The organism is Pusillimonas caeni (assembly GCF_003545815.1).
GTDB classification, from domain to species: domain Bacteria; phylum Pseudomonadota; class Gammaproteobacteria; order Burkholderiales; family Burkholderiaceae_B; genus Pusillimonas; species Pusillimonas caeni.
Genome location: NZ_PDUW01000012.1, coordinates 21,215 through 41,329 on the forward strand (window position 1 = coordinate 21,215; position 20,115 = coordinate 41,329).

Annotated in this window: 18 protein-coding genes and 1 pseudogene; 6 read left to right on the forward strand and 13 right to left on the reverse strand. The window is 63.1% G+C overall.

The features are described from left to right. The first annotated feature begins 80 nt into the window (after positions 1-80). Positions 81-353, forward strand: coding sequence for an oxidative damage protection protein (locus CSC67_RS19520; protein ID WP_118996142.1), 273 nt, complete (start codon positions 81-83; stop codon positions 351-353). A 27-nt stretch (positions 354-380) separates the two neighbouring features. Here the strand turns inward: CSC67_RS19520 and phoU are convergent, their stop codons facing one another. The 12 genes from phoU to alr all read right to left on the reverse strand — a co-directional run bounded on the left by phoU (position 381) and on the right by alr (position 12,803). Further along, positions 381-1,106 (reverse strand): phosphate signaling complex protein PhoU, encoded by a 726-nt coding sequence (gene phoU, locus CSC67_RS19525; RefSeq protein ID WP_118996143.1) that lies wholly within the window; start codon positions 1,104-1,106, stop codon positions 381-383. A 114-nt stretch (positions 1,107-1,220) separates the two neighbouring features. Beyond that, positions 1,221-1,910, reverse strand: a complete 690-nt coding sequence (gene rpiA, locus CSC67_RS19530) for a ribose-5-phosphate isomerase RpiA (RefSeq protein ID WP_118996144.1) — start codon at positions 1,908-1,910, stop codon at positions 1,221-1,223. A 3-nt stretch (positions 1,911-1,913) separates the two neighbouring features. Further along, positions 1,914-2,270: a Spx/MgsR family RNA polymerase-binding regulatory protein gene (locus CSC67_RS19535; RefSeq protein WP_118996145.1), complete on the reverse strand. Its 357-nt coding sequence runs from the start codon at positions 2,268-2,270 to the stop codon at positions 1,914-1,916. After that, entirely contained in the window at positions 2,267-3,070 is an 804-nt protein-coding gene (locus CSC67_RS19540; protein WP_118996146.1) for an ABC transporter permease subunit, read from the reverse strand. The genes CSC67_RS19535 and CSC67_RS19540 overlap by 4 nt, the downstream gene beginning before the upstream one ends. After that, positions 3,057-3,980, reverse strand: a complete 924-nt coding sequence (locus CSC67_RS19545) for an ABC transporter permease subunit (RefSeq protein ID WP_118996147.1) — start codon at positions 3,978-3,980, stop codon at positions 3,057-3,059. The genes CSC67_RS19540 and CSC67_RS19545 overlap by 14 nt, the downstream gene beginning before the upstream one ends. Further along, positions 3,977-5,104, reverse strand: a complete 1,128-nt coding sequence (locus CSC67_RS19550) for an ABC transporter ATP-binding protein (RefSeq protein WP_118996148.1) — start codon at positions 5,102-5,104, stop codon at positions 3,977-3,979. Before CSC67_RS19550 ends, CSC67_RS19545 begins: the two co-directional genes overlap by 4 nt. A gap of 1 nt (position 5,105) precedes the next feature. Beyond that, positions 5,106-6,203: a polyamine ABC transporter substrate-binding protein gene (locus CSC67_RS19555; RefSeq protein WP_425337673.1), complete on the reverse strand. Its 1,098-nt coding sequence runs from the start codon at positions 6,201-6,203 to the stop codon at positions 5,106-5,108. Between the two features lie 75 nt (positions 6,204-6,278). Continuing rightward, positions 6,279-6,977 carry a 3-deoxy-D-manno-octulosonic acid kinase gene (locus tag CSC67_RS19560; protein WP_167752972.1) on the reverse strand — a complete coding sequence of 233 codons (699 nt, stop codon included), beginning with the start codon at positions 6,975-6,977 and terminating at the stop codon, positions 6,279-6,281. Next, the gene (locus tag CSC67_RS19565; RefSeq protein ID WP_118996150.1) at positions 6,974-9,478 is read right to left on the reverse strand and encodes an ABC transporter permease; all 2,505 of its coding nucleotides are present in this window, start codon (positions 9,476-9,478) and stop codon (positions 6,974-6,976) included. Before CSC67_RS19565 ends, CSC67_RS19560 begins: the two co-directional genes overlap by 4 nt. A gap of 10 nt (positions 9,479-9,488) precedes the next feature. Then, on the reverse strand, positions 9,489-10,844 hold the full coding sequence (gene radA / locus CSC67_RS19570; protein ID WP_118996204.1) for a DNA repair protein RadA: 1,356 nt from the start codon (positions 10,842-10,844) through the stop codon (positions 9,489-9,491). A 22-nt stretch (positions 10,845-10,866) separates the two neighbouring features. Next, positions 10,867-11,586, reverse strand: a complete 720-nt coding sequence (locus CSC67_RS19575) for an SDR family oxidoreductase (protein ID WP_118996151.1) — start codon at positions 11,584-11,586, stop codon at positions 10,867-10,869. Between the two features lie 83 nt (positions 11,587-11,669). After that, complete coding sequence (gene alr / locus CSC67_RS19580; RefSeq protein WP_118996152.1) at positions 11,670-12,803, reverse strand: alanine racemase; 1,134 nt, start codon at positions 12,801-12,803, stop codon at positions 11,670-11,672. 30 nt (positions 12,804-12,833) lie between these two features. On the opposite strand from alr, the gene hpnC reads away from it, so the two are divergent. From hpnC to CSC67_RS19600, 5 genes and pseudogenes are all read left to right on the forward strand, one after another. After that, positions 12,834-13,718, forward strand: coding sequence for a squalene synthase HpnC (gene hpnC, locus CSC67_RS19585; protein WP_118996153.1), 885 nt, complete (start codon positions 12,834-12,836; stop codon positions 13,716-13,718). Next, positions 13,715-14,578, forward strand: a complete 864-nt coding sequence (hpnD, locus tag CSC67_RS21410) for a presqualene diphosphate synthase HpnD (protein ID WP_167752974.1) — start codon at positions 13,715-13,717, stop codon at positions 14,576-14,578. The genes hpnC and hpnD overlap by 4 nt, the downstream gene beginning before the upstream one ends. Then, positions 14,575-16,032 carry a hydroxysqualene dehydroxylase HpnE gene (hpnE, locus tag CSC67_RS19590; RefSeq protein ID WP_167752975.1) on the forward strand — a complete coding sequence of 486 codons (1,458 nt, stop codon included), beginning with the start codon at positions 14,575-14,577 and terminating at the stop codon, positions 16,030-16,032. The genes hpnD and hpnE overlap by 4 nt, the downstream gene beginning before the upstream one ends. Positions 16,033-16,138: 106 nt before the next feature. Further along, a pseudogene (locus tag CSC67_RS19595) lies at positions 16,139-16,528 on the forward strand (type II toxin-antitoxin system HicB family antitoxin). Between the two features lie 526 nt (positions 16,529-17,054). Then, the gene (locus CSC67_RS19600) at positions 17,055-18,725 is read left to right on the forward strand and encodes an ATP-dependent nuclease (RefSeq protein WP_118996154.1); all 1,671 of its coding nucleotides are present in this window, start codon (positions 17,055-17,057) and stop codon (positions 18,723-18,725) included. Between the two features lie 267 nt (positions 18,726-18,992). Here the strand turns inward: CSC67_RS19600 and CSC67_RS19605 are convergent, their stop codons facing one another. After that, positions 18,993-20,102, reverse strand: a complete 1,110-nt coding sequence (locus CSC67_RS19605) for an HNH endonuclease (protein ID WP_118996155.1) — start codon at positions 20,100-20,102, stop codon at positions 18,993-18,995. Positions 20,103-20,115: the final 13 nt, after the last annotated feature.

The window sequence follows — 20,115 nt, forward strand, 5'->3', positions numbered from 1 at the left end:
CAAGCCGCTTGAAGCGGTTTTATACCGTGCAGCTTGTACAATGGGGCCATCGATCAAACGTACTTTTAGGTAGGAATGTCATGGCACGCATGGTCCACTGTGTAAAACTCAAGCGCGAAGCCGAAGGCCTGGACGCGCCGCCCTATCCCGGCGAACTGGGCATCCGCATCTGGCAGAACGTATCCAAGCAGGCCTGGGCCCAGTGGGTCGAAACCCAGACCCGCCTCGTCAACGAAAACCGCCTCAACCTGGCCGACGTGCGCGCCCGCAAATATCTGGCGCAGCAGATGGAAAGCTTTCTGTTCGACGACGCCAACGTCGAAGCCCAGGGCTACGTACCGCCGTCCGCCTGATCCCTTCAGCCGTCCTCGCGGGCGGCGTCAGGCGTCGTTTTCTTCTTCGTAGGTTTCGCCGCGCGCGGTGCGCTCGGTGGCCTTGACGCCGGTGTGTCGCACATCGTCGCCCCGCACCATGTAGATGACGCGCTCGGCCATGTTCTTGGCATGGTCGCCGATGCGCTCGAGCGAGCGGGCGATGAAGATCAGGTCGATGGAGCGGGTGATGGTGCGCGGGTCTTCGATCATGTAGGTGATGAGGTGGCGCAGCGAGGCCTTCCACTCTTTGTCGACCTCTTTGTCGTTGCGCACGACCTGGGCGGCGTGGATGGGGTCTTCGCGGGCGAAGGCGTCGAGCGACTGGCGCAGCATGGACACCACGTACTCTCGCATGTGGCGCAGTTCGACGGCCGGTATGTAGCGGCCTTCGGACTCGTGCAGCCGCCGGGCCACCTTGGCGATTTTTTCGGCCTCGTCGCCGCAGCGCTCCATGTCGGTCAGCATTTTGGACACCGACAGCAGCAGGCGAAGGTCGCCGGCGGTGGGCTGGTTGCGCGCAATGATGAGGCCGATGCGCTCGTCGATCTCGACTTCGAGGCGGTTGACCTCTTTTTCGCGCTCGCGCACGCGGTCCACCAGGGAAAGGTCGCCCGAAATAAGCGTTTCGACGCCGTCGTAGACCATGGTCTCGACCAGGCCGCCCATTTGCAGGAACAAGGACTTGGTGGTTTCGAGATCGGTGGAAAACTGCCTGTTGGTGTGCTCGGTCATATCGGCCTTCGTCGCGGAAAACTTTGAAATCAGGGTCTGCAGCCGGGTTTGCCACCTACTGCTGCAAACATGATAATCCATTCAAAGGAAAAAGCTTAGCCCCCGATTATGACGCTATTGTGAAACCCGGCCGGCATGCAGCCGGCGCACCCCGTCCTGACCGGAAACCAGCGCCACGTCGGCGCCCGCAATGGCGAACAGGCCGCAGGTGACCACGCCCGGGATATCGTTGATGCGCGCCTCGAGCGCCGCCGGATCGGCGATGTCCAGGCCTGAAACATCCAATATGCGGCAGCCGTTGTCGGTGACGAAGTCCTTTCTTTCGCTGGGCCGGCCGCCCAGCTGCGCCAGGCGGCGCGCCACGGCCGCCATGGCCATGGGTATGACCTCCACCGGAAGCGGAAAAGCGCCCAGTTTCTCGACCAGCTTGGATTCGTCGACGATGCACACGAACTGCTGCGCGACCGAGGCGACGATCTTCTCGCGCGTCAGCGCCCCGCCGCCGCCCTTGATCATGTTCAGCCCCGCATCGATCTCATCCGCGCCGTCCACGTAGGCCGGCATGGTTTCGATCTGGTTCAGGTCGAAGACCGCGATGCCGGCCTGCGCCATGCGGGCCGAACTGCGTTCGGAGCTGGAGGCTGCGCCGCGGAAACGGTGCTTGTGCGGCGCCAGGGCGTCGATGAAGAGATCGACGGTGGAACCGGTGCCCACGCCCAGAATCGAATCCGGACCGAGCAGCGGCAGCACGTAATCGACGGCCGCCTGTGCCGCATTGCGCTTGAGCGTGTTCTGATCGAGCATGGCCTACCCCTCGAGTTCGTCGTATTTCTTGGCCGAAAAGCCGACGCTTACCCGGCCGTCGGCATCGACGCGCACCGGCCGGCGCACCAGGGTGGGAAACTCCGCAATCAAGGCCAGCCATTCGGCATCGTCCTTGGGAGACTTGCGCGCCTCGGGCAGATTGCGCCAGGTCATCGAGGCGCGATTGACGAGTTTCTCCCAGCCGCCCAGTTCATTCTTCCAGCCGGCAAGAACGGGACCCGGCACCGGCTCGTCCCGGTAGTCGGTGAACTCGTAGGGCTGGCCGTGCTCGTCCAGCCAGGCCATGGCCTTGACGCAGGTGCTGCAGCGTTTCAATCCGTAAAGTCGTATGGCTTTCATGTTTCCTCTTTGCGCCATTGCACCTTGCTTGCCACGATCACGCACAATCCCACGATCAGGATGAACAAGGTTGCCAGGGCGTTGATTTCAGGTTTGAGTCCCAGGCGCACCCGGGAGAAGACTTCGAGCGGCAAGGTGGTATAGCCCGGCCCCGACAGGAAGGAGGCGATGACCACATCGTCCAGCGACAAGGTAAAGGCCAGCAGCCAGGACGCCATGAGGGCCGGCGCGATCAGCGGCAGCGTGATGACGAAAAACACCTTCAGCGGCGACGCGCCCAGGTCGAGCGCCGCCTCCTCGAGCGAACGGTCCAGGTCGCGGATGCGCGCCTGGATCACCACCGCGACGTAGGCGATGCACAGCGTGACATGACCCACCCAGATGGTGAACATGCCGTTGCCGGCCGGCCAGCCGATGAGCTCGCCCAACTCGACGAACATCAGCAGCAGGGAAATGCCCAGCACCACCTCGGGCATGGCCAGGGGCGCGCACAGCATGCCGACATACAGGCCCGAGCCGCGGAACCGCCCCATGCGCACCAGCACATAGGCGGCCCAGGTGCCCAGCGCCACGGCCGCCGTCGCCGTCAGGGCGGCGATCTGCAGTGACAGCCCGGCCGCCGACAGCAGCGCCTGGTCGCTGAACAGTTCGTGATACCAGCGCAGAGAAAAGCCCGTCCATGACGTCATCATGGCCGAATCGTTGAACGAGAACAGCATCAGGCAGGCGATCGGCACATACAGAAAGCCGTAGCCCAACGTCAGGACGAAGGCACGCAGGAAACGGTCAGGCTTTGCCACGGCGCCTCTCCGAATCGAACTGCCGCGCCTGGTTGTACTGCAGCAGAGCCAAAGGCACGATGAGTATCAACACCATGACGCAAGTCACCGCCGCGGCCATCGGCCAGTCAGTGTTGTTGAAGAATTCCGTCCACATGAGGCGGCCCATCATCAAGGTGTCCGCGCCGCCCAGCATCTCGGGGATGACGTATTCGCCGACGGTGGGGATGAAGACCAGCAGCGAACCGGCGATCACGCCGGGCAGCGACATCGGCAGAGTGACCCGCCAGAATGCCTGGAAAGGCTTGGCGCCCAGGTCGTAGGCCGCCTCGAGCAGGCGCATGTCGAACTTGACCAGGTTGGCGTACAGCGGCAGGATGAAGAACGGCAGATAGGCGTAGACCAGCCCGATGTACACGGCGAGGTCGGTGCGATAGATCTCCAGCGGCGCGTCGATCAGTCCCAGCGCCATCAACGCATTGTTCAGCAGGCCGTCGCTGCGCAATATGCCCACCCAGGCATAGACGCGCAGCAGCAGCGAGGTCCAGAACGGCAGGATCACCCCCAGCAGCATCAGGTTGCGCGCCTTGGGGTTGGCCCGGGCGATGTAATAGGCCATCGGGTAGCCGATCAGCGCGCAGCACACCGTGGTCACCAGCGCCATCTTGACCGAGCTGATGTAGGTGGCGATGTACAGGCTGTCGGTGAACAGCAGCAGGTAGCTGCTCAGGTGCACGCCCAGCGTCAGCGTCTCGTTCTCGAGCGTGGCCAGCGGGGTGTACGGCGGGATGCCGAAGCGCAGGTCGGCAAAGCTGATCTTCAGCACCAGCAGAAAAGGCACCAGCAGAAACAGCGCAAGCCAGGCAAAGGGCGGCACGATGGCCAGCTTGCGCATTGCGGGCAGGCGGTCGTGCGTAAACAGGCGCCTCATGATGCGAGCACCACGGCGCTGTCGCTGGACCAGTGGATGAATACCTCTTCATCCATGCCCGGCGCATCGGTTTGCGCCAGAATCTGGCGCGGCACGGCGGACTCGACCATCGTGCCCGAATCCAGGCGCAGCTGATAGCGGGCATGGCTGCCCATCCAGGCGACGTGGCTGACGACGCCGCGCGACCAGTTGTAGTCGGCTTGCGGCTGTTCGCGCCCCACTCTGATCTGCTCGGGTCGCACCGATACGTGCACCTGCATGCCCAGCGGCTCGCTGACGCCATGGTTGACGTACATCGGCCGGGACAGCTCGTCGCTTTCGATCAGCACGTGGTCCGGCTCGTCCACCGTAATGGTGCCGGTGAACAGATTGGTGCTGCCGATGAAGCCCGCCACGAAGCGCGAGCTGGGAAATTCATAGACTTCTTGAGGCGTGCCGCACTGGACGATCTGCCCTTCGGTCATGACCGCCAGCCGGCCGGCCATGGTCATGGCCTCGTCCTGGTCGTGGGTGACCATGATGCAGGTGACGCCGACCTGGTCCAGGATGCGCACCAGCTCGATCTGCGTCTTCTGCCGGATCTGCTTGTCCAGCGCCGACATGGGCTCGTCAAGCAGCAGCAGCTTGGGCCGCTTGACCAGGCTGCGGGCCAGGGCCACGCGCTGCTGCTGGCCGCCCGACAGCTGATGCGGCTTGCGGCGCGAATAGCCGGCCATCTGCACCAGGTCCAGCGCCTCGAACACCCGCTCGTGGATCTCGTTGCGCGGGACGCCTTCCTGCTTCAGGCCGAAGGCGACATTGGCCTCGACCGTCATGTGGGGAAACAGCGCATACGACTGGAACATCATGTTGACGGGCCGGCGGTAAGGCGCCAGCGCAGTGATGTCCTCGCCGTCCAGGTAGATGCGGCCGGAAGTGGGCTCTTCGAAACCGGCCAGCATGCGCAGCAGCGTCGACTTGCCGCAGCCCGAGCTGCCGAGCAGGGCGAAGATCTCGCGGCGCCTGACCGACAGATTGACCGACTGCACGGCCACGACGTCGCCGTAGATCTTGACCACGTCGTCCACGCGGACGAATTCGTCTTCGTCGGCCGGCCAGGCGGAAGGTGTATTGCGGTTGTCCATGTCAGCGCCCCGACCGAAGTTCGGCCCACAGCCTATTTTGCACGCGCAGCACGTGCAGGGGCAGGGCCTTGATGACGAAAAGCTGGGCCGCCACGTCGTCGGGCGGATAGATCATGACGTTGTTGGCCACTTCCGGATCCACGTACTGGCGGGCGGTCTTGTTGGCGTTGGGATAGAACATGGTGTTGGTGATCGCCGCGTGCACTTGCGGGGTCTCGATATAGTTGATGAAAGCATGGGCCTCGTCGACGTGGGTTGCGCCCTTGGGGATGGCCATGGTGTCGAACCAGGCCGGTGCTCCGCCCTCGGGCAGGTAGTAGTCGATCTCGTAGGGCTTGCGCGCCTGCCTGGCGCGCTCGCGCGCGATCAGCACGTCGCCCGAGAAACCGTAGACCATGCACAGGTCGCCCGAGGCCAGTTCGTCGATGTAGCCCGAAGAACTGAACTGGCGCACATAAGGCCTGATCTGCTTGAGCAAGTCGACCGCGGCGCGATAGTCGTCCGGATTGGTGCTGTTGGGATCCTTGCCCAGATAATGCAGCGCGGCCGGGAACACCTGCGCGGCCTCGTCCAGTATCGCGATGCCGCAGCCCTTGAGCTTGCTGGCGTATTCGGGCTTGAACAGCATGTCCCAGCTCTCAAGGGGCGCGTCCCGGCCCAGGATCTCGCGCACGCGAGTCACGTTGTAGCCCAGGCCGTTGGTGCCGTAGCCCCAGGGCACGAGATACTGATTGCCCGGATCGACCGCCGACAGAAGCTTCATGATCTCGGGATCGAGATGCCTCCAGTTGGGTATCCTGCTTTTGTCCAGCTTCTGGAACAGGCCCGCCTCGAGCTGGCGCGCGGCATAGTGGGTAGAAGGCACCACCACGTCGTAGCCCGATTTGCCCGTCAGCAGCTTGGCCTGCAGGGTGTCGTTGCTGTCATAGACGTCGTAGCGCACCCGGATGCCGGTCTCCTTCTGGAAACCCGACAGCGTGTCGGGCGCGGTGTACTCGGCCCAGTTGTAGACGTTGACCACGCCGCCCTGCGCCCAGGCGGCGGGCGCCGCCAATGCGAGCACCGTCAACAGCCATGACGCGACCCTGTTCCAACCCACGATGAATGCCTCCGGAAACGATCCACCCGAAAAGACGTGATGATAAAGCTTTTTGCGCCGGCGCCGGCCGCCGAGCTAGGCGGAAAGCTGCCGATAGGCCCGCTGGATCTGCTCCCAGCAGCCCAGCCCCCGCTCGCCGGCCGCCTTGAGCATCGAACGGCGCAGACGCAGCAGGTTGGACTGCCTGTGCCCCGCCCGCACAGGCCCGTGGCGGGCGCGGTCGAAATCGATGAGCCAGGCCTGGTTCGACTCGTCCAGCAAGATGTTATAGGCATTCAGGTCGGCATGCCAAACCCCTGCCTCGTGCATGGCGAAGATGGCCTCGGCCACGGCTTGCGGCGCCTCCAGCGCCTCGGCCAGGGTGCGCACACCCGGAATGCGCTCGATCAGGATGGCGGCGCGATAGAACGGGCCCGATTTCCAGTAGGCGCCCGCCAGCGGCGCCGGCACCCTCAGTCCCCGGTCGTGCAGAAGCCGCAGAATGCGGAACTCGGCGAAGGAGCGCGTGGACGAAGCGCCGGTCCACAGGTAGCGGTCGCGGCTGACGCGGGCCGCCAGGCCGCCGCGCCGATAATGGCGCAACACCGCCGAACCGAAATCGCCCGAGGCGAACCAGGCCGACTGCCGCCCGCCGACGGCCACCGGAGCCGCCTTCAGCGCCGGATTGCCGGGGTCGAACAGGGACTGGGCCGGATGGAGGACGCGCGCCGGATCGAAACACAGGGCCCCCGACTCGAAGGCCAGCAATCCGGCGCCGGACGTCGCCGCGTTCACGCGGCCTCCCGAAGCATGCGCAAGGGAGGGGTGCGCAGCACGCCGCGCAAGGCCAGCCCCCCGCCCAGGCAGGAAATCAGGGCGCCGCCAACCACGCCTGCTACCCAGGGCCACCATGGCCACCCAAGCGAAAACTCGAAAACCCGCTCGGCCAGCAGGCGCGCCAGCAGTATGGAGCCCAGCGCCGCCAAGGCGCCCGACAGGCCCCCGAGGGCGATCAGCTCGATCAATTGGGTGCGCCGCAGCCGCGTCGCACCCGCTCCCAGCACGCGCAGCACGGCGACTTCGTGAATGCGTTCATCGCGCGTGGCCGCGAAAGCGGCGGCAAGCACCTGCACGCCTGCCAGCACGGTGAAAAGAAACAGCAGCTGCACCGCCAATACCGCCTGCTCGACGATGCGCCGCACGTGGCCCAGGATGGCGCCCACGTCGACCACCGTCAGGTTGGGAAATTCATCCACCAGCCGCTGGTTCAGTTCCAGCCGGTCCGGCGGCAGATAGAAAGAAGTGATGTAGGTCGCCGGCGCGCCCTCCAGGACCGTCGGCGACATCAGCGCAAAGAAATTGACGTCGAAGGAGTCCCATTTGACCTCCCTCAGGCTGGTGACCGTGACCCGGACCGCCTGGCCGGCAATGTCGAAGGACAGCGTATCGCCCATTCCTATCGCCAGCGTCTGGGCCAGGCCGGTCTCGAGCGACACCTCGCTGCCCTGGGGATCGAGCCAGCGCCCCGCCACCAAGCTGTTGCTGGCGGGCAGCGCAGCCATGTGCGAAAGGTTGAACTCGCGCTCTACCATGCGCTGCGCGCGCTCGTCCTCGTAGCTGTGCGCATCGACCGGCACGTCATTGATGGCCAGCAGCCTGCCCCTGACCATGGGGGCCGGAGCGGGTGCGCGTATACCGGCCACTTCGAGCCGGGCGCCCACCGCCTGGCGCTGCTCCGGCTGGATGTTGATGAGGAAAGTATTGGGCGCATCGGCCGGCAGGGTGCCCCGCCAGCCGTCGAGCAGGTCGGTGCGGGTGAGGGTCAGCAGCAGCATCACCATCAGGCCGACGGACAAGGCGCATACCTGGGCCGTGGCCAGGCCCGGGCGCCGCATCATGCCTCTCAAGGCGAATCGCAGCGAGGAGGCGTTGCGCAAGCCGCCCGCCAGGCCGCCCAGCAGGCGAATGGCCGCGTAAGCGACGCAAAAGAACACCGCCAGGCCCGCCAGGAACCCGCCCGACACCAGCAGGCTCATCCGGGCATCGCCCGACATCCACCATGCCAGCAGGAAAAACGCCAGCAGCCCCGCGGCATAGGAAAGCGCGGTGCGCGGCGCCCACCGGCCCGCTGCCTGGCGCAGCACCCGCATGGGCGGCACACGGTACAGGGCCGAAAGAGGCGGAAGCGCAAAGCCGGCCAGGAGCAGCAGCGCGGCCACGCCGCCATGCCATGCGGGCGTCCATGACGGCTTGGGCAGGTCCACGTCGAGCAGCGCCGCCACGAGTTGCGCCAGCCCCGCTTGCACCAGAAAAGCCAGCGCCACGCCCAGCGCGGCGGCGCACAGGGCCAGCAGCAGGAATTCGATGCAGAACATGGCCGCGATCTGCCTTCTGCCCGCCCCCATGCAGCGCATCACCGCCACGCCGTCGCGATGGCGCCGGCTGAATCGGCGGGCCGCCAGGGCCACCGCCACCGCCGCGATGATCACCGTCAGCAAGGCCACCAGGGTCAGAAACTGATAGGCGCGGTCCAGCGAACGCTGTATCTCGGGGCGCGCCTCGCCGGGTTCGGACAGTTGCTGGCCGCGCGCCAGGCGGGGCTCGAGCCACAGCCGGTAGGCGTGCACCGCCTGGGCGGGGCCGGCGAACTTGGCCGTATCGCGCACGCGGCTGGCCGGGCCCAGCAGGCCCGTCGCACCCAGTTCGTCCAGGCGCATCATGACCCGCGGCGCCACATTGATGAACTGTACGGCCCGGTCGGGCTCGTAGGCGATGACCCCCTCGATGCGTAAAGAAGACTCGCCCAGTTCGATCGTGTCACCCACGTCCACGCCCAGAAGGCCGGTCAGTTGGGGGTCTATCCACACGCTTCCCGGCGACGGCCCCGAAGCGACCGCCCTGCCCGGCGGGGCCGCCTCATCGCGCAACAGCAGTTCGCCCCGCAGCGGGTACGAGGCATCGACCGCCTTGAGCGAGACCAGCCTCATGCCCTTCTGCGTACTGGCCATGGACGACATCGTCCGATACAGGGACACTTCCAGCCCTAGCGCGGCCGCCTGGTCGATCACTTCCTGCGCAATGGGTTCGTCCGCCCGAAGCACCAGGTCGCCGCCCAGCATCTGGGCCGAACTGCGATCCAGGGCGGCCGACACGCGATCGGACAGAAAGCCCACACTGCCGACCGCCGTGACGGCGATCAGCAGGGCCAATGCCAGTAGGCCCAGTTCGCCCGAGCGCCAATCGCGCTTCAGGGCGCGCAGTCCGGGGGCAAGGTAGCGGGTCCATATCCGCGTCATGGGCAGACCCTCATCCTCGCAAGCGTTCGATGGCGGCGTCGATTCGGTCGACGGGCCAGATCTCCAGGCCTTCGATGGCCTGACGGGGCGCATTGGCCTTGGGCACCAGGGCCAGCCGGAAGCCCAGCTTGGCCGCTTCCTTCAGGCGTTCCTGCCCGCGCGGCGCCGGCCGGATCTCGCCCGCCAGGCCGACTTCGCCGAATGCGATCAGGCCCTCGGGCAGCGGCTTGTCCCGCAGCGAGGACATGATGGCCAACAGAACCGGAAGGTCGGCCGCGGGCTCGGTGATCTTGACCCCGCCCACCGCATTGACGAATACGTCCTGATCGAACGTGGCCACGCCCGCATGCCGGTGCAGCACGGCCAGCAGCATGGCCAGCCGGGTGCTTTCCAGCCCCACCGAAAGCCGGCGCGGGTTGGGCACATGGGCGCCGTCGACCAGCGCCTGGATTTCCACCAGCAGCGGCCGGGTGCCCTCTTGAGTGGCCATGACGCAGGAGCCCGACACATTGCGGTCATGCTGGGAAAGAAACAGCGCCGAGGGGTTGTTCACGCCGCGCAGGCCGCGATCGGTCATGGCGAAGACGCCCAGTTCGTTCACCGCCCCGAAACGGTTCTTGATGGCCCGGATCAGGCGGAAGGACGAATGCGTGTCGCCCTCGAAATACAGAACGGTGTCCACGATATGCTCGAGCACGCGCGGCCCGGCCAGCGCGCCGTCCTTGGTGACGTGGCCGATGAGCACGATGGCGGTGCCCGTCTGCTTGGCCAGGCGGGTCAGTTGGGCCGCGCATTCGCGCACCTGTGAGACCGAGCCGGGCGCGGCGCTGAGTTCGGATGAATAAAGCGTCTGGATGGAGTCGATGACGGCGACGCGGGGCCGCTCCTCGGTCAGTGCCGCGACGATGGCCTCGAGCCGGATCTCGGCCAGGAGCTTGACCTCGTCGGTGGCCAGGTCCAGCCGCCGGGCCCTCAGCGCCACCTGCTCGGCCGACTCCTCGCCGGTCACATACAGCACCGGCGTGACCCGCGAGAGCGACACCAGGGCCTGGAGCAGCAAGGTCGACTTGCCTATGCCCGGGTCGCCGCCGATCAGGATGACGGCGCCCGTGACCAGGCCTCCGCCCAGCACCCGATCGAACTCGGCGATGCCGCTGGGCTGGCGCGGCAGTTCGCGCGCCTCGATCTCGGCCAGGTTCCGTATCGGACTGGCGCCCGCCAGGGGCGCGAAGCGGTGCGGCTGGGTCGGCGCGGCAAGGGTTTCGGTGAGGGTGTTCCATTCGCCGCAATGCGGGCACTTTCCCTCCCACTTGGGGGTGGTGCCGCCGCATTCGCTGCAGACGAAGGTGGTCTTGGCCTTGGCCATGCCTGCTTTAGCCTTGGCCATGCTAACGACGGCCCGCCAGGCTGCCGCCGCCGTCCACGCCCAGCACCTGCCCGGTGATGAAGCCCGCCTCGGCCGACAGGAAGAAAGTGACGGCCGCCGCCACCTCGGCAGGCTGGCCCAGCCTGCCCATGGGTATCGATTCGAGCGCCGCCTTCTCGGCCTCGCTGCCCACCGGGCTGTTGGCCCGGAACAGCTCTGTTTCCACCGGCCCCGGCGACACCGCGTTGACCGTGATGCCGAAGGGCGCGAGTTCGATCGCCCAGGTGCGGGTGCAGGCGATGAGCGCGTTCTTGGCCGCCGCATAGCTGGTGCGGTTGGGCGAGCCGTGCACGACGCGGCTGCAGATGTTCACGATGCGCCCTTCGTGGCGCGCCTTCATCGAGGCGACGAAGGCCTGCGTGACTTGCACCGCAACGCGCACGTTGAGGTCGTAGACCTGGTACAGCGAGCCCAGGTCGATCTCGCCCAGCGGTTCGGGCTTGACGATGCCCACATTGTTGACGATGGCGTCGACCGGATACTTTTCGCGGATCACGCGCAGCATGTCCTCGGTTTCGCCGGCGTTGGACAGGTCGCACGAATACAGATAGCCGGGAAAATCGATGTCCTGCGTATGGCGGGCCAGGCCCACCACGTGGCAGCCCAGGTCGGCCAGACGCCGGCTGATGGCCCAGCCTATGCCCTTGGTGGCGCCGGTGACCAGCACGCATTGATTCTTCACGATGTATTCCTTTCGTAAATTGGAGCTTGCATGGATGCGGGGCCGGCGAACGGCGGCGTGTAGCACGCCCTGCCGGGCAACGCCTATTCGGCCTGGACGGAAACCGGCACGCGCGGTGCCAGCGCGCATAATAACTCGTACCCGATCGTGCCGGAAGCGTGGGCGACCTGATCGACCGAGGGCCCGTCATGGCCCCACAGCACCACGGACGACCCGATGCCCGCCTGCGGCACGGGGGTTAGATCCACGATCAGCATGTCCATCGAGACCCTGCCCAGCAGATGGGTCGGCCGCCCGTCCACCGTCACGGGCGTACCGTTGGGCGCATGGCGCGGGTAGCCGTCGGCGTAGCCGCAGGCCACGACGCCCACCCGCATGGCCTGCGGCGCCACGAAGGAGTGTCCATAGCCCACCCCCTGCCCGGCGGCCACGTCCTGGACGCCTATGATTTGCGAACGCAGCGTCATGGCGGGCTGCAGGTCCAGATCGTGGGCCGACTGATTGGGAAACGGCGAAGAACCATAAAGACAGATGCCGGGACGCACCCATTGCTCGAATTCCGGCGGCGTCCACAGCCAGTAGCGCGGCGTCAGCGTGGCCGCCGAATTACATAGGCTGACAGGGCCGGGAAGGTCGCGGGTCGCTTCAAGAAAAACGCCGAACTGGTCCTCGGTGACGCTCACGTTGTCGTCCGCGCGCGCAAAGTGGGTCATCTTGCCTACCGTATCGAGCACGCCGCGCCGCTGCTCGGCCAGTGCCTGATGATAGGCGTCGGCGTACTGGTGCGCCGCAAAGCCCAGGCGGTTCATGCCCGTGTTGAGCTTGACCAGCGCGTGCAGGGGCCGGCCGGGCCCCGTTGCCTTCAGCATGTCGAACTGCTCTTGGCAATGCAGTGTGGTCCATAAACTATAATCCCGAAACGCGGCAATATCGGCGGGCTCGAAAAAGCCCTCGAGCATCAGGATGGGCTTGCTCCATCCGGCTTCGCGGCATCTCACGGCCTCGTTCAGATCGAGCATGGCCAGGCCCTGCGCCTGCTCGAACGCGCGTACCGCATTGTGAATGCCATGGCCATACGCATTGGCCTTGACGACAGCCCAGATATGGGGGGCAACCCGGTTGTCCTGCTGGCTGAAACTGTTCAATTGCCTGGCGACGACCGCCAGATTGTGCTTTAACGACGGCAACGAAATCGAAGCCGAAATTGGACGTGGCATAAAACTCCCCTAATAGCGAAAGTCTAATCCATGTCGACACCCGATGTGAAACGGCGGGAGCACTACGAAAACTTCCCGGTCGCCTCCCTGCTGCTGCCCCGGCGCCTGCGCGCGCCGGTCTCGCATATTTATCATTTTGCCCGCAGCGCAGACGACATCGCCGACGAAGGCGACGATGCGCCGGCTGTGCGTCTGGAGAAACTGGCCGCTTACCGCCGGGCCCTGCTGGCCATGCGCGACGGACAGCCCGGCATGCCGGCCGACGCCCCCCTGCACGACGTCTTCGCCCCCCTGGCGTACACGGTGCACGCCTGGCGCCTGCCGCTGCAGCCCTTTCTCGACCTGCTCTCGGCCTTCGAACAGGACGTCACCACCCATCGCTATCCCGATGACGCCGCCCTGCTGGATTATTGTTCGCGCTCGGCCAACCCCGTGGGGCGGCTGATGCTGCATCTTTACGATGCGTGTGAACCGGAAAACCTGCGCCGGTCCGATGCGGTCTGCACCGGACTGCAGTTGGTCAATTTCTGGCAGGACGTGGCGATCGACTGGCGGAAAGCGCGCGTCTACCTGCCGCAGGACAAGCTCGCCCGCCACGGCGTGGACCAATCACATATCGCGGCCGGACGCTGCGACGCCGCCTGGCAATCCCTGATGCGGGAACAATGCGCCCAGGCCCGCGGCCTGCTTTTGCAAGGCATGCCGCTGGCGCGGCGCCTGCCGGGACGTATCGGCCTGGAACTGCGCCTGGTCGTGCTGGGCGGCCTGCGTATCCTGGAGCGCATGGAACCATTACACTACGACGTATTCCAAAACAGACCCACGCTGCGCAAGCGCGACTGGCTGCTGCTTTCATGGCGGGCGCTGCGCGACGTCGCGCGCCCTCACCCTTACCCGGCTTCGACCACGCAATGAGCCCCGACGAATACTGTCAGAACAAGGCCGCCCAAAGCGGCTCCAGCTTCTATTACTCGTTTCTCTTCCTGCCGCCGGAGCAGCGCAAGGCCATCACCGCCCTGTACGCCTTCTGCCGGGAAGTGGACGACGTCGTGGACGAATGCAACGACCCGTCGGTGGCCCGCGCCAAACTGGCCTGGTGGCGCAGCGAAGTCGAACGCATGTTCGAAGGCAAGCCCGACCACCCCGTCACCCGCGCCCTGGCCCCCCATCTGGCCGAGCGCCGCATCACCGCCGAGCGCATGCAGGCCGTCATCGCCGGCATGGAAATGGACCTCGACCAGACCCGCTACCTCGACTGGCCCGGCCTGCGCACCTACTGCTGGCATGCGGCCGGCGTCGTGGGCGAGCTGTCGGTGGGCATATTCGGCTACACCGACGACAGCACCCTCGTCTATGCCGACAAGCTGGGCCTGGCCTTCCAGCTGACCAACATCATCCGCGACGTCGGCGACGACGCCCGCCGCGGACGCATCTACCTGCCCATCGACGAACTGCAGCGCTTCGACGTCAAGGCCTCCGAGATCCTGAACAGCCAGCACTCCGACCGCTTCGAAAAACTCATGCAGTTCCAGGCACAGCGGGCGCGGCAATACTATCGCGAAGCCATGCAGGCCCTGCCCGAAGCCGACCGCCGCAACCAGCGCCCGGGCCTGGCCATGGCCGCCATCTATCACGCCCTGCTCGACGAGATCGAGCGCGACGGCTGGCATGTGCTGGAGCAGCGCGTCTCGCTCACGCCCATCCGCAAGTTCTGGCTGGCCTGGAAAACCTGGGTCAGCGGCGGCCGCGGCCTGGTCAAGCAACTGGCCCGATGAAGGTCGCCGTCATCGGCGCAGGCTGGGCCGGCCTGAGCGCCGCCCTGGAGCTGCACCGCTTGGGGCACGACGTGACGGTATTCGAAGCCGGCCATAGGCTGGGCGGCCGGGCGCGCGGCGTGCATTCGCCACGGTTGGATGCGGTTATAGACAATGGGCAGCACATTATGCTGGGCGCTTATACCGAGACCCTCGTGCTGATGCGCAGGCTGGGGCTGGAGCCCGACGATTTGCTCTACAGCATGCCGCTGGCCCTGCAGTCCGCTGACGGGCGTTTTGAGCTACGGGTGCCGAACCTGCCCGATGCGCTGGCCCTGCCCGCCGCCCTGCTGAGCGCAAAAGGCATCAGCTGGCCCGAGCGCCTGCGGCTGGCCACGCTGATGTCGGGCCTGGCACGGCGCGGATGGAAGGTCGACGCAGGTTCGGTCCGCCTGACCGTCGCCCAATGGCTGGCGCGCGGCCGGCAGTCTGCGCGCCTGATACGCAGCTTCTGGGAGCCGCTTTGCCTGGCCAGCATGAACACCCCCATAGACCAGGCCTGCGCCCAGCTCTTCGCCAATGTGCTGCGCGACAGCCTGGGCGCCGGGCCTCGCGCCTGCCAGGTGTTGATCTCGCGCGTCGACCTTTCGTCCCTGTGGCCTGAACGGCTTCCAGCCAACATACGTGTGCTGCGCGGGCATGCGGTTCGCCGCCTGGACTTTGGCCTGGGGCCCATGGAAGCCCTACGCGCCCTAGAAACCCCTGACACCCGGACTTCAGACGCACCGGATGCCCGCGCAGCAAGCTCGCCTGAGCTCCATCGCCCGGACGCCGTTGGACATCATGGCGTGCTAGTGGATGGCCAGCCTCTCGATGCGGTGGTAGTAGCCACCAACGCCCAGCCCGCCCGCCGCCTGCTAAGCCGGCTGCCTGCTACCGAAGACTCGCAGAAATATCTGGCCATGCTCGACGTCTTCGAGCCCATGCCCATCGCCACCCTGACCCTGGAGCTCTCGGCCCTATGGGACATGCCCCACTCCATGTTGATGCTGGCCGACTCACCCACAGACGGCCGCTTTGGCCAGTGGCTGTTTCACTGCAATGTGTTCCTGTCCGAGCCGCCGCCCACCAGCCGGCTGAACATCGTGATTAGCAACGCGGCGGGCCTGCGCGACCACAGTGAAGAACAGGTGGTACAGGGCGTACTGGCGCAGATTGCCGAACAGGCCGCCGGCATGCCTTCCATGCCTTCAGTGCGCAACCACGAGCTGATCACCGAAAAGCGCGCCACCTTTGCCGCCGTGCCGGGCCTGAAGCGGCCGTCCAACGTCACGCCCTGGCCGCGTGTATATGTAGCGGGCGACTGGACGGACACCGGCTACCCGGCCGTGCTCGAAGGCGCAGTGCGCAGCGGCCTGGAGGCGGCGCAGGCGGTGTGCGGAGTTAATAACAACAGCCGGCAAGACGTTAATTAAGCTGCTGTCCGACGCGTATTCGCTTTGGCCCTGGACAAAAATGCCCCCCATGCATTCCTACACTGTTATGATGCGTACCACACACTCATGAATAGCAGTGACCTCCGTGAAATACCCCATCGCTATTGAGCTGGGTACCGACACTACCGCCTGGGGCTAGTCGTACCCGACCTGCCCGGCTGCTTCGCCGCAGCGGACGACGGCGTAGACGAAGCCATTGAAAACGCCAAGGAAGCCATCGCCGCCTGGATCGAAGAAGCCATTGCCAATGGCGAATCCATTCCCAAGCCGTCCAGCATTACAGCGCTGCAAAAAACCGGCGAATATGATAGCTGGATCTGGGCCATTGCGGAAGTCGACCCTGCCCTGATCGACGACACCACCGAACGCGTCAACATCCCTGCCCCGCAGGATTCTCGCCTTGCTCGACCAGCGGGCGAAATCCGCCGGAGAAAGCCGGTCGGGTTATATCGCCTGGATGACGCTAATGCATTAAGCATGAAAGCCTGAAGGCCGCTTCTTCAAGAGCCAGGCCGGCCCGGGAAGCTGGAGCCCTACCAGTAATACATCAAGGATATGTGCTTCTATAGAAAATGAACAGGCCGGCCCTGCTTCTTCAACAACGATGCGGCCCGTTTATCGAATGAAGCAAATATTTCTCCATCCATCCAACCAAGCGCCAATGCCATTGGCAAAATCGTCCCTCCTTTCGAGTAAGACAATGTCCGCTCGCGACCCAAAAGCGACGGTGGGCATCGCGTCTCAAAGCGGTCAGCGTCTGTCGCTCAGTAGGCCAATACTCAGGAAGCTTTTCGTCAGACGCTCAGATTCCAAGCTATAGTTCGCCTTAGCAAATATGCCGGGATTTGCGGGATTTTTATGCTTGACCAAGTGCATATTGAGTCATTAGTAAACGCAGACTGCAAGCTGTATTCGGAGGAAAGCCGTGTGCAGCTTACTCCGCATGTTCTGCGGTATACACACCATTCAACTAATAATTCGCTACTTCGGAAACGATAAAAGTGATTTCATCCTTTCAGCTTAAGTTCGGACGATCCCCAGACACTCCCGGCGAAACAATTGCTGCGACACCAGTAACGGTGTTCGTCGGTCCGAACAATTCCGGTAAGAGCCGCATCCTACGGGAAATTGAGCATTTCTGCCGAACGGGTCAGAAACATGCCAATGATTCGCTCCTAGCCGAGCTAACCTTTTCTGGACTAACTTCGGAGCGAGCAGCCCAATCAATTGAACGAATTTGCCAACCTCCTCAGCCAGGTGAGGCGCAGCAGTTGGATCATGTCTTCGTAGGTAGCAAGTACGGCAGAAACCAGGTGCCAATTGCATCGCTCAAACAATTTGTAGAGGCCCCGACGTCGAACATTTCGGCGTTCTGTCAGTGGTATTTAACGCACCTAACACTGATGCTTGACGGCAGCAGTCGCATTGGGCTCGTTAGGCAGCAAGGAGCTGGCGATCTTCAGCATCCCCCCGAGAGTAGTTTTCAAATGCTCTTCCGAGATGACGCCAAACGGCACGAAGTGCGGCGTATCGTCTTTGACGCTTTTGGCCGCCACTTTGTCTTGGATCCTACCAATCTGGGGCAACTGCGAATCCGGCTCTCTGATAGAGCTCCACGAGACGACATGGAGGAGAGGGGCATTCATGCGGATGCGGTCCAGTTCCACTCGTCTGCGCAGATCATTGATGAGGCGAGCGATGGCGTGAAGGCTTTCACAGGCATTGTCACAGAGGTCATGGCCGGTGATCCAAGTGTGGTGCTGGTTGATGAGCCTGAAGCCTTCTTGCATCCGTCGCTCGCCTCCAAGTTGGCGCAAGAAGTTGCTCGCGCGGCTCTATCGGCAGATAAGAGGATATTCGCGTCTACGCACAGTCCTCAGTTCGTAATGGGGTGTATCCAATCGGGGGCCCCAGTGAACATTATTAGGCTCACATACAGAGGTGGAGTAGCCACCGCACGAATCCTTCCAAGCGACGAACTATTGGAGCTCATGAGGCATCCTCTGCTGCGCTCGACTGGACTGCTAAGTGGTCTTTTCTACGAGTTTGTGATTGTCACTGAGTCAGATGCCGATAGGGCGTTCTACCAGGAGGTTAACGAACGTTTACTTCAGTTCAAGCCCGAGTGGGGTATTCCGAATTGCCTATTTATTAACGCCCAGAACAAGCAGACAGTTCAGACATTGCTTAGACCATTGCGTAAGCTCGGAATTCCTGCTGCGGGCATTGTGGACGTGGACATTTTGAAAGAAGGCGGGGTGAACTGGATGAACTTGCTGATGAGTATGGACGTTCCTCATCTTTCCCGCGGGGGCTTTGCCACGTTGCGAACGGCAGTGAAGAATGCAATGGACGCTACCGGCAAAGACATGAAACGGCAGGGTGGCCTGGCGATCCTTAGCGACACAGACAGGCAGGCGGCCGAGGATCTGCTCAATCAGCTAAAACAGTATGGGACCTTTGTCATCCCGGGTGGCGAGTTGGAGTCCTGGATGAAACATCTTGGCGCTACTGGTCACGGCCCAGCGTGGCTGATCGACATCTTTGAACGTATGGGCGAAGATCCGAGCAATCCCAATTACGTCCGACCATCTGAGGATGATGTATGGGTGTTTATACGTGATATCAGAGGCTGGTTAGTAGACCCGACGCGAAGAGGCATTCCGGCATAGCCCGCCATACTTTGTGGTCGACTAGGTCAACCAATATCCACCTTAACGGCGGCTTTTCCTGAAGTCAATGGTTGTTTTGGGCCGTCTGAAGTCTATTACCGCGGTCACAACCGATCCTTTGCAGCCGGTCAGCATAGGTTGAAACCACAGTCAAAAGCAGTCGGTCGAACCAGCCGTTATCGACGGGAATCCGCCTCTACGAGGGAATAGTTCAGACCAACTTCCAAGGGGAGGCTGCGGTTTTCAACTAGACCCAGCGCCCTAAGGTTATTTGTCTCTCATACGTCCACTATCAGCCAGATGGCGGATGTAGGGCGTAAGGCTATCCACATAAGCTGCAATAAACTCCTCAAGGTCAATGTGATCGCTACCCGCGAAACGACGCTCCATAGCCTCCCTCGATTTGCCCAAAACCTCTTCTAGGTGCTGCTCCTGCTGCCGCTGTATCTCAGGGCGGATGACTGTGTGCCAGGCGTCGGAAACTACTTGCGAATCGTAGAACTGATATTCATAGATTTGTTTAACCCCTGACTCATCAAATTCCAAGTCGAAATCAACAGTAATTTCCTGACCTTTGGTTGGATCTATCGCATACGAATGCTTGAAATCATCACCCTCGTAATTTGCGCTCAACGAGATAACGATCCGAACGACGCCAAAGTATTCAAGGTATGCTTGGACCGTCCGCTCGGCCTTATTTCCCTTCACGCAAATACAGTGGACGGGCACGCCGACAGGCCTGTTGATGAGTAGGTCATGGTGATAGTAATAGCCGAAGCAGGGTTCACCATCATTGAAGATATAAGCGTTCGCTCGCTCGCAGATTTTGGGGTTGATACCGTTTACGGATAGCAACGCTAGAGCCGTTTTCACGAACGACTTGCCAACGCTTAAGCCGCCGAAGCTAAATTCAAAGTTGAAATACCCATCAGGGTATTTAGTCTGTGTCGTTGCGCTAGCTAAGGTTTTTTCGACATCCAGCGTGGGATAGGAGCGTTTCAAGCCAGTCGCGATCTGACGAGCCTGATTCATGTCATTGGCGCTGATTTGAAAGTGAACGCTATCCTCCCTAACTTCCTTCTTTATCACTGGCGCGAAGAATTTCAATGAACTCTTGGTGTAAATCAACTTTTCGCCGGCAGATGTTTCTATGACCTCGGCGCGATTCTCTCCTCGGTCACGCACGACACGAAAAAACAAGGCCAGCTTGTTCAGTTGCTTGGCTAGATCTGCATCCCATGCCTCACCAGCCTTACCGTTGCAAGCACGACATATGAAACCTTTAACTTCACGCATTCCGCCGATTGAGTTCGGGATGATGTGTTCACCAGAATCGTTTTGAGGCGTCATAGGCTCACTGCACAGGTAGCAATCCATACTTCCAGGTTTT

Coding starts and splice junctions, on each gene's coding strand:
- CSC67_RS19520 (WP_118996142.1), top strand. CDS start 81: ATGGCACGCATGGTCCACTGTGTAAAACTCAAGCGCGAAGCCGAAGGC.
- phoU (WP_118996143.1), bottom strand. CDS start 1,106: ATGACCGAGCACACCAACAGGCAGTTTTCCACCGATCTCGAAACCACC.
- rpiA (WP_118996144.1), bottom strand. CDS start 1,910: ATGCTCGATCAGAACACGCTCAAGCGCAATGCGGCACAGGCGGCCGTC.
- CSC67_RS19535 (WP_118996145.1), bottom strand. CDS start 2,270: ATGAAAGCCATACGACTTTACGGATTGAAACGCTGCAGCACCTGCGTC.
- CSC67_RS19545 (WP_118996147.1), bottom strand. CDS start 3,980: ATGAGGCGCCTGTTTACGCACGACCGCCTGCCCGCAATGCGCAAGCTG.
- CSC67_RS19550 (WP_118996148.1), bottom strand. CDS start 5,104: ATGGACAACCGCAATACACCTTCCGCCTGGCCGGCCGACGAAGACGAA.
- CSC67_RS19565 (WP_118996150.1), bottom strand. CDS start 9,478: ATGACGCGGATATGGACCCGCTACCTTGCCCCCGGACTGCGCGCCCTG.
- radA (WP_118996204.1), bottom strand. CDS start 10,844: ATGGCCAAGGCCAAGACCACCTTCGTCTGCAGCGAATGCGGCGGCACC.
- alr (WP_118996152.1), bottom strand. CDS start 12,803: ATGCCACGTCCAATTTCGGCTTCGATTTCGTTGCCGTCGTTAAAGCAC.
- hpnC (WP_118996153.1), top strand. CDS start 12,834: ATGTCGACACCCGATGTGAAACGGCGGGAGCACTACGAAAACTTCCCG.
- hpnD (WP_167752974.1), top strand. CDS start 13,715: ATGAGCCCCGACGAATACTGTCAGAACAAGGCCGCCCAAAGCGGCTCC.
- hpnE (WP_167752975.1), top strand. CDS start 14,575: ATGAAGGTCGCCGTCATCGGCGCAGGCTGGGCCGGCCTGAGCGCCGCC.
- CSC67_RS19605 (WP_118996155.1), bottom strand. CDS start 20,102: ATGGATTGCTACCTGTGCAGTGAGCCTATGACGCCTCAAAACGATTCT.